12 protein-coding genes are annotated in these 15,012 nt (G+C 42.0%); 7 read left to right on the top strand and 5 right to left on the bottom strand.

The window, feature by feature from the left end; all coding sequences use genetic code 11:
- Positions 1-27 precede the first annotated feature (27 nt).
- Both G587_RS0117830 and G587_RS0117835 read left to right on the top strand, forming a co-directional pair.
- Positions 28-2,238 (top strand): DNA internalization-related competence protein ComEC/Rec2, encoded by a 2,211-nt coding sequence (locus G587_RS0117830; RefSeq protein WP_026493347.1) that lies wholly within the window; start codon positions 28-30, stop codon positions 2,236-2,238.
- A gap of 147 nt (positions 2,239-2,385) precedes the next feature.
- A complete protein-coding gene (locus tag G587_RS0117835) occupies positions 2,386-2,676 on the top strand; it encodes a hypothetical protein (protein WP_026493348.1) in 291 nt (96 codons plus the stop codon).
- 62 nt (positions 2,677-2,738) lie between these two features.
- On the opposite strand, the gene G587_RS0117840 is transcribed toward G587_RS0117835, so the two are convergent.
- Positions 2,739-3,152 (bottom strand): amino acid-binding protein, encoded by a 414-nt coding sequence (locus G587_RS0117840; protein WP_026493349.1) that lies wholly within the window; start codon positions 3,150-3,152, stop codon positions 2,739-2,741.
- A 126-nt stretch (positions 3,153-3,278) separates the two neighbouring features.
- Here G587_RS0117840 and holA point away from each other — a divergent pair, with 126 nt between their 5' ends.
- From holA to G587_RS0117855, 3 genes are all read left to right on the top strand, one after another.
- Positions 3,279-4,295 (top strand): DNA polymerase III subunit delta, encoded by a 1,017-nt coding sequence (holA, locus tag G587_RS0117845; protein ID WP_051201140.1) that lies wholly within the window; start codon positions 3,279-3,281, stop codon positions 4,293-4,295.
- A gap of 79 nt (positions 4,296-4,374) precedes the next feature.
- Positions 4,375-5,100, top strand: coding sequence for a DUF1653 domain-containing protein (locus G587_RS0117850; protein ID WP_026493351.1), 726 nt, complete (start codon positions 4,375-4,377; stop codon positions 5,098-5,100).
- Between the two features lie 29 nt (positions 5,101-5,129).
- On the top strand, positions 5,130-6,155 hold the full coding sequence (locus G587_RS0117855) for a glycosyltransferase family 2 protein (protein WP_026493352.1): 1,026 nt from the start codon (positions 5,130-5,132) through the stop codon (positions 6,153-6,155).
- Positions 6,156-6,403: 248 nt separating this feature from the next.
- On the opposite strand, the gene G587_RS0117865 is transcribed toward G587_RS0117855, so the two are convergent.
- The 3 genes from G587_RS0117865 to G587_RS0117875 form a co-directional block, all read right to left on the bottom strand.
- Positions 6,404-8,590 carry a S41 family peptidase gene (locus G587_RS0117865; protein ID WP_026493354.1) on the bottom strand — a complete coding sequence of 729 codons (2,187 nt, stop codon included), beginning with the start codon at positions 8,588-8,590 and terminating at the stop codon, positions 6,404-6,406.
- A 131-nt stretch (positions 8,591-8,721) separates the two neighbouring features.
- Positions 8,722-9,438: a phosphatase PAP2 family protein gene (locus G587_RS23460; RefSeq protein WP_242830110.1), complete on the bottom strand. Its 717-nt coding sequence runs from the start codon at positions 9,436-9,438 to the stop codon at positions 8,722-8,724.
- Positions 9,439-9,567: 129 nt separating this feature from the next.
- On the bottom strand, positions 9,568-10,548 hold the full coding sequence (locus G587_RS0117875) for a diacylglycerol/lipid kinase family protein (RefSeq protein WP_026493355.1): 981 nt from the start codon (positions 10,546-10,548) through the stop codon (positions 9,568-9,570).
- Positions 10,549-10,686: 138 nt separating this feature from the next.
- Here G587_RS0117875 and glyA point away from each other — a divergent pair, with 138 nt between their 5' ends.
- Together glyA and G587_RS23465 are read left to right on the top strand one after the other, a co-directional pair.
- Positions 10,687-11,925 (top strand): serine hydroxymethyltransferase, encoded by a 1,239-nt coding sequence (gene glyA, locus G587_RS0117880; protein ID WP_026493356.1) that lies wholly within the window; start codon positions 10,687-10,689, stop codon positions 11,923-11,925.
- Between the two features lie 834 nt (positions 11,926-12,759).
- Positions 12,760-14,049 (top strand): glycoside hydrolase family 3 N-terminal domain-containing protein, encoded by a 1,290-nt coding sequence (locus tag G587_RS23465; protein WP_051201141.1) that lies wholly within the window; start codon positions 12,760-12,762, stop codon positions 14,047-14,049.
- Between the two features lie 105 nt (positions 14,050-14,154).
- Here the strand turns inward: G587_RS23465 and fliD are convergent, their stop codons facing one another.
- Complete coding sequence (gene fliD / locus G587_RS0117890) at positions 14,155-14,952, bottom strand: flagellar filament capping protein FliD (protein ID WP_026493357.1); 798 nt, start codon at positions 14,950-14,952, stop codon at positions 14,155-14,157.
- Positions 14,953-15,012 lie beyond the last annotated feature (60 nt).

Raw genomic sequence — 15,012 nt, forward strand, 5'->3', positions numbered from 1 at the left:
CACAGTTATAACGACTGGGAAATAATAATGAAAAGACCGTTATGTGTAGCTTCTGGACTTTTCGCAGCAGCTGTCTTCTTTCTTCTGCAATTTCTACCAGCAGAAGAGTTTTCTACTCCCACGGATCGGGAAAGCATTACAGTAAATGGAATTATTAGTGGTAAAGAGGAGAGGATAAGCCCTCTATCGGGAGATAAGCAGCTTATTCTTTATCTCAAAACGGCAAATGACAGGAAAATCCTTTTATACCTGGATGACATGCGGTACAGGCTGCCTATGGGCTGTTACCTTAAGGTCAGGGGAAAGGTACGGAATTTCCCGGAGAGCCGCAATCCCGGCGAGTTTGACAGCCGGAATTACTACCGAATTTTGAAAACTGAATATAGTCTTACAGATGTGGAAATACTGGGAATCGGAGGCCGTGAGGATTATTTTTCCGAAGGCCTGTATCAGGCAAAGATATATTTTGAGCATGTCCTTGACGGGATACTGTCAGATGAGGATGCAGGAGTTATGAAGGCTATCCTCCTTGGTGATAAGTCGGGACTTTCAGATGATATAAAGGAAGATTTCAAGAGGAATGGGATTATACATATAATGGCTGTTTCCGGCCTGCACATTTCGATCATCGGAATGACCTTGTATAAGCTCATGAGGAAGCTTGGCACGCGAATCATAGTAGCAGCTGCTGTTTCAACTGCTATCATGTATTCCTATGGTGTGATGTGCGGGATGAGCACATCGGCATTTAGAGCAATTGTCATGTTTGCTGTAAACCTCGGCGCAGATATTATTGGCCGGAGCTATGATATGCTATCTGCACTTTCATTATCGGGAGTGCTGATCCTTGTTTCTGAGCCGCTTTATATTAAACATAGCGGTTTTCTGATGTCCTTTGGGGCAGTCCTTGCAATTGGCTACGTTCTCCCTGTTATGCCTGTGGTAGTAAGAGAAGGAAGGCTTAAGCTTATCTCGGTAAGCCTGTCCATAATGCTTGTTACATTACCTGTGAGCATGAGCTTTTACTACACATATCCTGTATATTCCATAGTGCTTAATATCTTTATTTTGCCGCTGATGTCCGTGCTTATGCTCCTTGGAATTATGAGCATAGCGCTGGGATCGCTGTTTTTATCTGCGGGCGCAGTTACAGGCCTGGGATGCCATTTTATTATCAGGTGGTTTCTTATCTGCTGTAATGTGGGAAAAGCGCTTCCGTCAAATACCTGGTATGCAGGCCATGCTGACGTATGGCAGGTTGTTATATACCTGATGCTTCTTGGCCTTTTTGTATTTCTCGGAGGAAGAACAGTAAGAATCAGGCTTTGCACAGGGAAGGATAAAGAGCACAGGAAAAGAGTTCTTGATTATATCAGATACTTTCTGCTTTTGACTGGGCTTATCGTACTCTGCATAAGAATAAGACCGGAGCTTAGGATAACCGCCCTTGATGTAGGGCAGGGGGATGGAATAGTCATTGAGACCAGATCCGCTAACTACCTTATAGATGGCGGAAGCACCTCTAAAAAGAACATCGCCAAATATCAGCTCATACCATTTTTATCCTACAGAGGTATAGGAAAACTGGATGCGGTGATTGTAACTCACGAGGATGAGGACCATATAAGCGGAATAATAGAGCTTATGGATGAGATGGAAAGTGCAGGCAGTATAAGGATAAGGAATCTGATTCTTCCTGCGGTAAGCGCAGATTCCAAAGGGGACAATTACAGAATTCTGGAAAGAAAAGCCGCTGAGCAGGGAATACCGGTTTCGCACATAAGCAGGGGAGACAGGATTAGGAATGATGCCATAGATATCACATGCATTGGGCCTGTTAAGAATATGTACACCGATGAACCCAATGCCTATTCCACAGTACTTTATATAAAAAAGGGCAGCTTTAAGGGGCTTTTTACCGGGGATGTGGATGGTAAAGGACAGGAGCTTCTAAGAGACTATGTGAAGGAAAACAGAGAAGAATTCAAGGACATAACGCTTTTGAAGGTTGCCCACCATGGGAGCAGGTACACAACCGACGAAGAATTTTTAAATATCATAAATCCAAGGATTTCGATAATAAGCTGTGGAATCAATAATAAATACAATCATCCACACAAGGAATTGCTGGAAAGGCTTGAAAATACTGGCTCTTTGGTATATGTAACCGCTGAAAAAGGCGCTATTATGTCATTTTTTGAACAGGAAAAAGTAAAAGTAAAAACATGCCTAGATTAGTGAGATATGCATAATGGTTTGGGGAGTGTTTGAGGAAATGAGGCTTTGTCAAGTACGAGTTTTGAACAGAACCGTGCATATCCCGTAAACACAGGGTTTCAGACGTACTATATAATGAGACATGTGATGGAAAGACAGAGGTGAGGGATGAAAAAAATTTTTGCAGGCGCGATTCTTGTATTCGTGATTCTGCTAGAAGCATTTTGTTCTACCGAAACGGTATATGCTTCAACGGCTGAAAATCAATCAGCTTCTTATGAGTTGGCAGGGGAATCGGAAACGACAACTGAAAATGAGACAGAGGTTGAAGAGGATGCTGAGGTTCTCGGAGCGAAGAGAGACCAGACTGATCGATTCATCATCGGTATAGAGATAGCTATCTCACTAACATTTTTAGTAGGCCTTATAGCTGCTAGTCATGGGGCTGAAGTTAAATGAGCTAGGTATGAAAATCTATATATATTAAAAGACGCGGACAGGGGAGTCCGCGTCTTTGCTTTTTATATGATCTCTATTGATTTATAACCTTTGTTAACAAGAATGTTCTCAACTGCGTAAATATCGTCAGTGTGCATTACCATAATGGGAAGTCCGGATTCACGGTTGAAGGACAGATAAATATAATTGACGTTTATGTTGCTCTCATATAATGACTTAAGGATATTATCAAGAGCACCAACTGCATCGGGACACTCAATACCAAGAACATGAGTGGTCTTGCAGATATAACCCTCTGCACCAAGTACAGCTATACATTTTTCAGGATCTGAAACAACCATTCTGATTATTCCGTATTCTGCAGAATCATTAGTTACTGATCCGAGAATGTTGATATCATTTTTTCTAAGAATGCCGGTGATATTCTGAAAACATCCTTTTTTGTTTTCAGCGTAGATAGAAACCTGTTTTAACATAATTTATCCTCCCACAAAACTTTGTATAAAACGATTAGCATGCGAGCATGCACACATTTATGACTTTTAACGTCTATATCATGTTATAATATACAACATATTGTAATAACGGGGCAAGGGAAGAATATGGCAGCTAGTAAAACATCAGACTACAAAGTAAAGGCTGAAAAGATAAAACAGGATATCCAGACAGGGACCTTTAGACCGGCATATCTTGTATATGGGGACGAGGCGTATCTGAGAAAACAGAACAGGGATAAGCTTAAGGTCGCCCTTCTTGGAAGCGGAGATGCCATGAATATGCAGCATTATGAAGGTGCGGGCATCAATCCATTAGAGGTTATCGATATGGCAGAGACCTTGCCGTTCTTTGCCGAGCGCCGAGTGATAGTTATTGAGGACAGCGGCTTTTTTAAAAACGGATGCCCTGAACTTGCTGACTATCTTAAGCATCAGTCAGAGACCACGGTTTTCCTGTTTGTGGAATCCGCTGTTGATAAGCGCAAGGATATGTACAAGGCTGTTACGAAGACAGGACTTGATATAAACTGCGAGACCCCTGATGAGCAGCAGCTCTACAAGTGGGTTGCCATGAAAATGAAAAGCGAAGGCTTTGCAATATCCGCAAGAACAATTTCCTACTTCATAAGCCGTGTCGGAACCGACATGTCCAACATGGTCCATGAGATGGAGAAGCTCGTGAGCTACTGTCTTGGAAGGACAGAGATCACTGAGAAGGACGTGGATGCTGTCTGCGCTAACTGGCTTACCAGCAGGATCTTCGAGATGACGGATGCCATCGTAATGAAAAATCAGGCAAAGGCCATGAATATATATTATGAGCTTCTTGCTTTAAAGACTGCGCCTGAGCAGATTCTCGCTCTTATCATGAGACAGTTTAATCAGCTTTTGTCAGCCAAGGAGATGACTGATCTTGGCGTTGGTAAAGGTGTAGCAGCATCGAAGCTCGGTGTTCCGCCTTTTGTTGCGGATAAGATTATGGGATGGACCAGGAGCTATTCCATGAAGGATTTAAAGGACTCGCTTAACATGTGTCTTGAAAGTGATGAGGCGGTTAAGACAGGACGCCTCGACAGGATCATAAGTGTCGAGATGATTATAGTAAAAGCCTCGTCAAGATAGTAATACCATGCGCCAAGCAGGGCTTTTTATGGTATAATCGAGAAGCGACATTCTATCTTGTATTTAGGAGGATTTTGTTTTGAACAGACCAAAACCGCAGGAATTATACAGACATTTTAAAGGCGGAAAGTATCAGATCATCACTATCGCAAGGGATGCTGATACAGGTGAAGAGCAGGTGGTATATCAGGCTCTTTACGGCGACTATACTATATATTGCAGATCTCTTAAGGAATTCACATCTGAGGTTGACAGGGAGAGATATCCGGGCCCTGATCAGAGAATGAGATTTGAGCTGTTTACTCCCGATGAGACTGAGGCAGCAGGGGAAGCCAAGGTACACTCCGAGGCTGATAAAAAGCCTGCATTTACAGATGCAGAGAAAAAGCCGGCACCTTCCGAGACAGAGAGAAAGTCTTCTCTTTCTGAGACCTTCAAGAAGTCTCCACTGTTCGAAACAGAAAAGAAGGTTACACCGGAGACAGATAAAAAGCCTGAGACCTCTGAGGATGAGGAAAAGGCTGAGATTAACGAGAATTACATGAATCGTACCATTGAGGAAGAGGCAGAGAGCTTTGGCATGAATCCTCTTGTTGTAAAGTTCCTTGACGCCAGCAATTCAGGAGAGAGAATTGAAGTCCTCAGTCAGATCAGACCTGTTGTTACAAATGACATGATCGACATTATGGCAATGGCCATGGATACAGAGATTCCCGGAGATGACCCGGATTTAAGATGCAGTGAATTAAAGGAATTCCTGCTGACAAAGCAGAAGTTTGAAGTTACCAGACTTCGTGGACTGTAATATGAATTTTTAAGGAGAAATGGAAAAAGATGAAGTTACTTAGCATAACAGTACCCTGTTATAATTCGCAGGATTATATGAGAAAATGTATAGATTCACTTCTTGTTGGTGGAGAGGACGTTGAGATCCTTATAGTTGATGATGGTTCAAAGGACAACACAGCAGCAATCGCTGATGAGTATGCCGAGAAATATCCCACCATCTGCAAAGCTATTCATAAAAAGAACGGTGGACACGGTTCAGCGGTTAATACAGGTCTTGAGAACGCTACAGGTCTGTACTTCAAGGTTGTCGACAGTGACGACTGGGTAAAGGAGATCGCTTACAGAAAAATACTTACAACTCTTGAGGACTTTGTTGCAGGAAGTGAGAGACTTGACCTTCTTATCAGCAACTTTGTATATAACAAGGAAGGTGAGCAGCGTCATAAGGTAATGCGCTACAACAGAATGTTCCCCATCGAGGAGCTCTTCACCTGGAATGATGTAAAGAAGATCACCATTGGTCATTATCTTCTTATGCACTCAGTAATTTTCAGAACCAAGCTCCTTCGTGACTGCGGTCTTAAGCTTCCGGAGCACACCTTCTATGTGGACAATATTTACGTATTTAATCCGCTGCCCTTCGTTAAGACCATGTACTACCTGGATGTAAACTTCTATTACTACTACATCGGAAGAGCAGATCAGTCTGTAAACCAGGAGATCATGATCTCAAGACTTGATCAGCAGGTACGTGTGAATAAGCTTATGGTTGATTATTACGTTGAGAACATCGGAATGATCAGATCCAATAAAAAGCGTTACCGCTACATGTTCAATTACCTGGAAATCATTACAGCGATTTCAACAATCCTTATGCTCGCATCAGGAACCAAGGAAAATCTTGAGAAGCGTAAGGAACTTATGAAATATATTAAGAACAGAAGCTTTTTGTTGTACGCTAAGCTTCGCTACAGAATCGAGGGGGTATTCGTATACCTTCCCGGAAAGGGCGGAAGAAAGATCACACTTACCGGATATAAGATTGCACAGAAGCTTTACAACTTTAATTAACCTATTGCAGGGCAAAAACATCAAAAAACCTCATGGCTGTGCTTGCACAAAGCCATGAGGTTTTTTTTAATATCATAGGAAATTGCTTTCCTATGATATTAAAACGCTCCGCGTGGATGCGCACTCGCGCGAATGGAATATGTTGCATTCTGCAACCGCGCTCGGCGCGAGAATTTCGCAAGCGAAATTCTTTCTTATGGGGCGGTAGCCCCAAAACGAGGAATCTTTGATTCCGAGTCTGCAACAGGTTACTCCTCTTCCTCATCAGAAGTCAAAATGGATATAAGTGCATTCGCCAATGAATCTAACTTATTGTCCTCATAATCAATTTCTGTTTTGCCATCCTTGTACTGGTGAACAGCATCAGTAATACCTTCGGGATCAAACCAGGGAACGCTGTTAAAATCCAGAAGTGACGTCATCATATTAAGATCAGGTACTGTTGCTGTTTCATTGGAGATGAACTGACCATTCTCCATTTTACCGAGCTTGAGCATTCCTGAAAATGAGCCATTATATCCATAGGCATCGACGTAGTTACCTACAACACAGTCGCCTCCGCCGGGTCTTGTTCCGATAATTTTTGCAAGATCGTATTGCTGTGCAAAATATGGAAGGGCATTTCCGCAGGAATAGGAGGAAGGACTTGTCATAATAAAGAAGTCATATTGACCGCCATATCCATCATTATCATCTGCGATACCATCAAGATTGGTATCAACGTGGTAACATTCCTCACGGTAGGATTTTGATACAAGATCAAGGTTAGTGATCTTTACCTCGCCATCCTTAGAGAGGAAGCCAAGGATAGTAATCAGTGCAGAGGCTGCTCCGCCGCCATTGTTTGATAGATTGATGACTACATTTTTAACGTCCTTATGAGTTTTGATATCCTCAAAGCAGTTATAGAAAAATACAAAATTGTTTTCGGCTATATCATCCTCTGTCATGGGATCAAGATAGAAGGATGGATCTCTTTTAGGATTATCTTTGAAGACGTCAAAGTAGATAACTGCAGTATCATCAACATAATCCAGTCGTTCATGACCATAATTTTCAGGAAGCGTCTTACTGAAATACGTTGACCATGCCATTGTAGGAGCGATTTCCGGGATTTTGAAGCCTTTTTCGATAAGAGCTCCCATGAGAGCATTGCCAAGAGCATCCGGTTCTTCGTTCCCACTATCCTCGTCATCATCGAATAACTTATTTCCTTCTTCTGAATCCTTCACATTGTTTATTATTTCTTCAGCCTGTGAACTGTCTGCTTCTGCTACATCGCCAAAAACGTTTTTGATTCCTAAAAATGCATCATGACCTGAATCGAAAAGGTAGAAGAATACAAGAGTTTCAGCTACTGCTACTGAGGAAAAATCTGTAGAGCATAGGGATTCTTTCGCATTGATTCTGGTAAAGTACTCATCAAAAGTGGTGATGTTTCTCTCTTCCTTGTGACCAAAATATAAATCCAGTAAAAGACAGATGGAATAATAGTTATAGTTTGCATAATCCTGCGTAGGAGTACCTTTTTCGCTAAAAGGTCCGGTATATAGTGCGTTTGCGTAGGGCAGGGTTTCCAGATCCACATTCTCATGTGTCATAGTATATGAGGAAATGGCAGAGACGTTGTAATAGTCCTTACCATTGTAAACAAGAACATTGCTCCAGCAGATGGCTCCTAAGGTATTCTGAAGTGCCAAAAACGGCATAAGAACGTCATCCTCAAATGGTATTACGGGCATATTATAATCATCCAGTGAAATGGTGATTGGCTCAGGGGCTGTTTGTGTAGATTTGTTTTTAAGAGATGTGGTAACCACATTCATCTCTTCAACCTCTAAGATAGCACCATCAACCAGACTGTCAGATCGGAATCTGGAAGGGTTTTCAATATAAACAGTATCTGAAGTAGGATCTATGGAAGCCTTTGTGTCATTACGTGTAATATAAAGAACTCCGTCTTCAAAAGATAAATAAGCCTTTTTTTCGAATGCGATATTTACATAATCGGATGCTTTAACAAAGGGCACATCCTCAAAGCCTTTGACAGAATAGGTCGGCATTATGTAATACTGACCAAGACTGGTGCCTGTGTAAACTCTGCTGTCTTCCCAAAGCAGAGAAATATCTCCGGAGGGCACATCTTCCTCTGTACCTCCTTTTTCTTCAGGAGCTGCTTCGGATTTGGCTGTTTCTTCCTTTGCTTCTTCCTTTGTATCGGCCTCAGAATTGGTCTCTTCCGGAGCATCCTTTTTAGTGGAGGGCTCTTCGGCAACAGTTTCCTCTGAGGAGGATTCTGCTGAAGCAGAAACAGACTTGGTGTCAGCACCGGAATAAGTAGTGGACTCACTGTTTGCAGCTGGACTGCTGCAGGCAATGGCAGATGATATCATAGCAATAGATAAGATACAACTTATAACGCGTTTGAATTTCATTGATTACCACCTTTCGTTATTTCGTTAATGCCTACATACAATGATTATAGTGTATATGAAAGGTGGAATGGCGGAGTTTAGCCTTTTTTAATAAAAAAATAAAAATAAAAAAAGTGCTAAAAAGCACTTTTTTATAGTAATACCTTTCCGGTTTTAATTCTTTCATTATGACGGTGATAAGCATTTACAACAAGCTCACTCTTGTAAACCACAAGGTTAGTTGCTACTGCAAAGATAATTCCGCCCAGCACATCGATTACTGAGTGCTGCTTCAAAAACATAGTTGAAAGGATGACCGATATGCAGAAGATAAGTGATCCGCCCTTGAGCCACTTGCTAAAACGCTTGGAATTGGCAACTGCCAGGTGTGTTCCGATCGCGTTATACACGTGGATACTGGGCCATAGATTAGTGGGTGTATCGGTCTTATACAGGTTAGCAACCAGATGAGTAAAGATATTGTCTCTGGGCATAACCGTGGGCCTTAAGTACTGTATGTTAGGCCAAATGGACGATATTATCAAAAACAGTGTCATTCCCGTAAAGAAGAATGCTGCATTCTTAAAGAAGTCCTCCATGTCGTACATGAGAAGGAACAGGAAAAAGAAGAATGCACAATATGCAAACCACCCTAAATAAGGAATGATAAATATCTCAAGGAAGGGAATCTTATCATCCAAGGTGGAATGAATAACTGTGTAATGCAACTCCTTAGTACCTTCCAAGTGGAAAAACCATGTTAGATAAACAAAACCATAAATGATTACCGGGATAAGGCATCTGATGGTATCTTCAAGTCGTTCTTTGGTCCAAGGCTTGTCAAACCATTTTGATGTTCTTTTTTTCATATAACTTTTCACCTTATTACGCTAAGCAGTGTTTGTACTATCGACTTCTAATATATCGCAAGGAGTGACATTTTTCAAATTAAAAACTGTACAAAAATCATAAAAAAAGTATAAATTTCTGTGCGTTTTTCACGATAAGAGGTTTAGTTTTTGTTTATAACAGCTAAGGGTAATGGAGTCGGACTTAAGAAGCACTTCTCCATCGGTGTGTACCCAGAGCGGAAGAGAAGTGGTTATCTTTATCTCTTTAGCCCTTATGTGATATATGCCGGGCTGTCCGTAGTGCTTACCAAAATAAGCCATGGGAAGAGCTTTGAAGATTTGTCCTGTAGACATATCACCACCTGCTATAAGGTCGAAATACCCATCCTGAAGATCCGCATCGGGAGCAAAGTTAAATCCGCCACCCTCGTAGTGATGGATCATGGCTGCTGCAAATATCAGGTGATCAAAGTGATGCTTCTGGCCGTCATCTGTCTCAATGTCACATGCGGGCTGATCAGCGTGAAGTATCTGTCTTACTGCGACAATGCCGTAGGTTGCTTTCCCAAGACCTATTTTATTAAGAGTGTTTTTTGTCTTTGAGGACAGGGCCTCCTCACACACGGCAGCATCGAAGCCGATACCTGCACTTACGTCAAAGCGTCTGTCTGATTCTATACGCTCATCGTGGAGTCTCGACAAAGTTTTGGTCATATGGTCGTAGTGAACATTACCTATGTCCAGCTTTCTTACAATCTCACCCTTTAGAATCTGATCGATAAGCTCCTCGGTTTTCCTGGGGAATCCCAGATCCCTTACGAAATCATTGCCGGAACCAAGGGGAACAACACCCAGGCGGACATTGTCAAAATCCTGGATTCCCGATACTACCTCATTTAAGGTTCCATCGCCGCCCATAACAACAAGGCTTACAGGCTCTGAAGGTTTATCCCCTTCGGAGGCAGACTTTTGGGTGAGGCGCTTTACAACGCTCATGGCATGGCCCGGTCCCTTGGTGAAAACTACCTTATAGGGAATACCAGAAAGGCGGCATTTTTCCTCAAACATATTGTAAATATTCTTCCCGTGACCTGATCTTGCAGAGGGATTTACTATGCAATAAAACATGGATTTCAGACTCCCAAAAAAAACTTTTTTTATATTATAGCATAAGCTTTGACACCTATATTATTATATGCTATGATACATCACAATTGCTTTAGCACATTAAAACGTCAAATTATCGAAGTGGAGGAAAATGCCGGTATGTATTCATTAGATGAAGTAAAAAATGTTGATCCTGATATCGCTGACCTTATAGTAGAAGAGATGCAGCGTCAGAACGATCATATTGAGCTGATCGCATCAGAGAACTGGGTTAGTAAGGCTGTTATGGCAGCTATGGGTAGCCCCCTTACAAACAAGTACGCAGAGGGACTTCCCGGAAAGCGTTATTATGGTGGATGTCAGGTAGTTGATAAGGTTGAGAACATTGCTAGAGACAGAGCTAAGGAGCTTTTCCATTGTGATTATGCAAATGTTCAGCCTCATTCAGGTGCGCAGGCTAACCTTGCGGTTCAGTTCGCACTCCTTAAGCCCGGCGACACTATTCTCGGCATGAACCTCAGTCAGGGCGGACACCTTTCACACGGAAGCCCGGCTAATATTTCCGGTACTTATTATAATGTAGTAGCATATGGTGTTGATGAAAATGGTTTCATCGACTACGACGAGGTTATCAGACTTGCTAAGGAGCACCAGCCCAAGCTTATCATTGCAGGTGCTTCAGCTTACTGCAGAACAATTGATTTTGCCAAGTTCAGAGAGGCAGCAGATGCCTGTGGCGCTGTACTTATGGCTGATATCGCTCACATTGCAGGACTTGTTGCTGCAGGTGTTCATCCCAGCCCGTTCCCTTATGCAGATGTTGTTACAACAACAACTCACAAGACTCTCAGAGGACCCAGAGGAGGACTTATTCTCTGGAACCAGGCTGCACAGGATAAGTACAAGTTCAACAAGGCTGTATTCCCCGGAATCCAGGGCGGTCCTCTTGAGCACGTGGTTGCAGCTAAGGCTGTATGCTTCAAGGAAGCACTTGATCCTTCATTCGTTGAATATCAGAAGCAGATTGTCAAGAACGCAAAGGCACTCAGCGAAGGCCTTATGAAGAGAGGAGTTCAGATCGTTTCAGGCGGAACAGATAATCACCTTATGCTCATCGACCTGACTAACTTCGATCTCACTGGAAAGGATGTTGAGGCATGGCTTGATGATGCACACATCACAGCTAACAAGAACACAATTCCTAACGAGAAGCAGTCACCCTTCGTTACAAGCGGAATCAGACTTGGTACACCTGCTGTTACAACCCGCGGAATGAACGAAGATGATATGGATAAAATTGCAGAGGCAATTTCCATTGTTATCAAGGGTAAGGGTGAAAAGAACGATGAGGCAAGAGCAATAATCAAGGAATTAACTGCAAAATATCCTTTAATTTAAAAAATTTATAAAATGGAAGAGCTGGCCTTAAATTGTTTATAATTTAGGCCAGCTTTTTTTATACTTTTTATACTTTTTATACTTTATTTCGAGAAGAAAAAACGGTATTTTGAATTGTGTGAATATTATGACTTTTGCAAACAATTTATCAGAAAACCGAAATTAATCTTCGGAATAATCTAATTACAAAAATAAAATTTAAAAAATGTATTGACAATTAAAAAATACATGTGTATAATGCGATTAAAGATAAGAGAAAGAGAGAACTTCTTTCAAAGACTTCAGCATCGAGGCTGAAAGAAATGGAGGTATGGTCCAAAGGGAACTTAAGTTTTTACTCTAAATCTTAGTTTTACAAAATTTTTCGGAAAGGAAGGTATAGTCCGCCGAACTATTTAGTTAACACCACAAACAATAGTGAATTTCCAACACAACGAGCTTAAGTACATGACATAGTGGCGAAGAACTAGCCGTCGAACTAGCCGTCACAGCATACGAGTGCAAAGGTTAATGGAAAGGGCAGAGTTGAGAAATTGGAGGTAAGTCCATTGGACAACGAATCACAATTTGAACATGTGTAAGGGCGAATGTATAGATGAGATGCATTCGCCCTTATACTTTGTGTAGACATATTGCGGTTATTCATTAATTTGTATGTCAAAAGAGGCTTAATATCTGGAATTTTATAATCAAAATATTGTTTTTTGGCTCTATGACGCACTTCTTGAAAAACACAAAATATTGTGGTTTCATTCTCTCTTTTTGGTAGAACTTGTGTGATTTGTATGTTATAATAAATACAAGTTTTAAGGGGATTTTCCATGGGGAGGATGTATGGAAGATAAAATGAATAATAGTGTTGGCTCTGAGAGAAATACTCGCAGAGAACTTAGAAGACAGCGCAGGATTAAGGCACAGATTACCGCTTATGCCATAACAGGTGTTTTAGGAATATCAGTTGTATCCGGCGCATTTTTTACGGTTTCTAAGATCGTTCATGCCGTAAAAGCATATAATGCGCAGGTAGAGGAGACAGTGGCTGAAGCCAGAGAGGTGGATGTCGAGCCCGCAGCAGTGGCTTCTCCTGATGAGAATATAACTGATTCTGAGGTTATGAGTAATGACAGCATGCTGGATCACATCGTTGATACCTGCATATCAGAGATGCCTTTGGAGGATAAGGTTGCCGGACTTTTCATGATCACTCCGGAACAGCTTACCGGCTCTGATGCTGTTATTAAGGCGGGTAATACTACTCAGGACGCACTTTCCACATACGCTGTAGGCGGTCTGTTCTATGTATCCAAGAACATCAAGGATGAAGCTCAGATCAAGGATATGCTCAGTTCTACAGCATCTATGAGTAAGTATCCGTTATTTATTTCAACAGTAGAGGTTGGAGGAGAGAAGAGTATCGTAGCTAATGCTCTTTCACTTGGTGCAGTAGCATCACCTTCAGAGCTTGGCGCATCAGGTAATCCCGATGAAGCATACAATACAGCTTCTAAGGTGGCTGATTATCTTGAGGGCTACGGCTTCAATATGAACCTCGGTGTTAATGCGAATCTTGCAGATGGGGGCAACTCCTTCGGAACAGATTCTCAGGTGGTTTCATCAATGGTTGCCAAGACCGTTGAGGGCTTACAGACATTCGGAGTTTCCGCTTGCCTTCAGTATTTCCCGGAGACCATTAACAGTGGTAATGATGCAGAAGGCCTTGCTGATGTACTTGCACCCTTTAAGGCAGGTATCGATGCAGGAGCAAGCATGATAATGGTATGTACAGCACCTTCTATGGGACTTACAGGAGATGATACACCTTCATGCCTCAGTCCTACAGTTATTCAGGATGTACTTCGTGGACAGCTCGGATACGACGGAATCATTATCACCGATTCTCTTTCAGATCTGGCTGACAGATATTCATCCGCTGACGCAGCAGTAGCAGCAATCCAGGCAGGTGCAGACATGATCTTCATTCCTTCCGACTTCGTAGAGAGCTATCAGGGTGTTCTTGCAGCAGTACAGAACGGAACCATTTCAGAGGACAGAATTAACGAATCTTTAAAGCGTATTTATAGAGTAAAATATGCCGGAAGAGTTGATGAGATAACAAATGAATAAATATAGGAAAGCTCCTTCCTATACATAAAAGTGCCGCCGCATCAGTAAAGTACTGATTGCGGCGGCTATTCTTAAGTACGCCTTTCGGCGGACGTTCACTCTTCATCAAATAAAGGAATCCATTATTGATGAAAAGTCTGTGTTTGTAAATCCTGTCTTAGAGTAGGTGGATGAGGAGGAAGCTGCTCTTGAAGCAGAGGTTTCAAGGCTGGTTGCTGCCTGAGATACCTTGTAGCCAAAGCCTGCTTTCTGAGTAAATACATTCTGTATTGCTTCCGCACCTGCTGCCTGGAGCTTGTCCTTATCAAGGGAAAGCTTGCCGTTGTCCTTTACAGTAATTCCAATGGATGAAAGCTCGCTCTTATAGGAGCTTGTTACCTTGCCAAGATAGTCGGCTCTTGTACTGGTAGTCACATCCGATACACCTGAGGATGAATCCAGAAGACTGTTGTAGTCCTTTATAAAACTGGAAACAGCACTGGCAATCTTGGAAGTATTGTAATCGTAAACCTTTGATTCATTTCCGCCCTCGTCCTTAACTGTCTGCCAGGATTTGGAATAAACGGAATCATCACCGGTCTTGGTCAGCTTGTCTATGTCAGAGGTAACTGTCTTGGCACCTGAAGAAATAGCGGAGTACTGCTTTTTCTCAGCTGCTTTTGACTTCTCTGTTGTGGTCTCTGTATTTGTTCTTGAACTCTTATCCGTCTTTTCGGAGGAATCAGAGTTTTCATTTCCTATTTTTTTATAATATGCTGATACAAGCTTGCCATAGCTTCCGTTTCTAATGGAAGAATAATCGGATAGCATACTGGATAAGCCTGACATGATGTTGTTTGAAGAGCTTGCTCCCGGCAGACTGCTGAACAAGCTGGAATAGTCCATATTTACATTTATTCCCATACAAATCACTCCTTTGATCTTCGGGAATGTATTCCCTGGAAAACAGCATCCGTGCTGTAT

Source organism: Butyrivibrio sp. XPD2002, from assembly GCF_000423945.1.
Classification (GTDB): Bacteria; Bacillota; Clostridia; order Lachnospirales; family Lachnospiraceae; genus Butyrivibrio.

Excerpts from the sequence above, each read along its gene's own strand:
- holA (WP_051201140.1), top strand. The coding sequence starts at position 3,279 with ATGGCAGCTAGTAAAACATCAGACTACAAAGTAAAGGCTGAAAAGATA.
- G587_RS0117855 (WP_026493352.1), top strand. The coding sequence starts at position 5,130 with ATGAAGTTACTTAGCATAACAGTACCCTGTTATAATTCGCAGGATTAT.
- G587_RS0117830 (WP_026493347.1), top strand. The coding sequence starts at position 28 with ATGAAAAGACCGTTATGTGTAGCTTCTGGACTTTTCGCAGCAGCTGTC.
- G587_RS23465 (WP_051201141.1), top strand. The coding sequence starts at position 12,760 with ATGGAAGATAAAATGAATAATAGTGTTGGCTCTGAGAGAAATACTCGC.
- G587_RS0117875 (WP_026493355.1), bottom strand. The coding sequence starts at position 10,548 with ATGTTTTATTGCATAGTAAATCCCTCTGCAAGATCAGGTCACGGGAAG.
- G587_RS0117865 (WP_026493354.1), bottom strand. The coding sequence starts at position 8,590 with ATGAAATTCAAACGCGTTATAAGTTGTATCTTATCTATTGCTATGATA.
- glyA (WP_026493356.1), top strand. The coding sequence starts at position 10,687 with ATGTATTCATTAGATGAAGTAAAAAATGTTGATCCTGATATCGCTGAC.
- G587_RS0117840 (WP_026493349.1), bottom strand. The coding sequence starts at position 3,152 with ATGTTAAAACAGGTTTCTATCTACGCTGAAAACAAAAAAGGATGTTTT.
- G587_RS23460 (WP_242830110.1), bottom strand. The coding sequence starts at position 9,438 with ATGAAAAAAAGAACATCAAAATGGTTTGACAAGCCTTGGACCAAAGAA.
- G587_RS0117835 (WP_026493348.1), top strand. The coding sequence starts at position 2,386 with ATGAAAAAAATTTTTGCAGGCGCGATTCTTGTATTCGTGATTCTGCTA.
- fliD (WP_026493357.1), bottom strand. The coding sequence starts at position 14,952 with ATGGGAATAAATGTAAATATGGACTATTCCAGCTTGTTCAGCAGTCTG.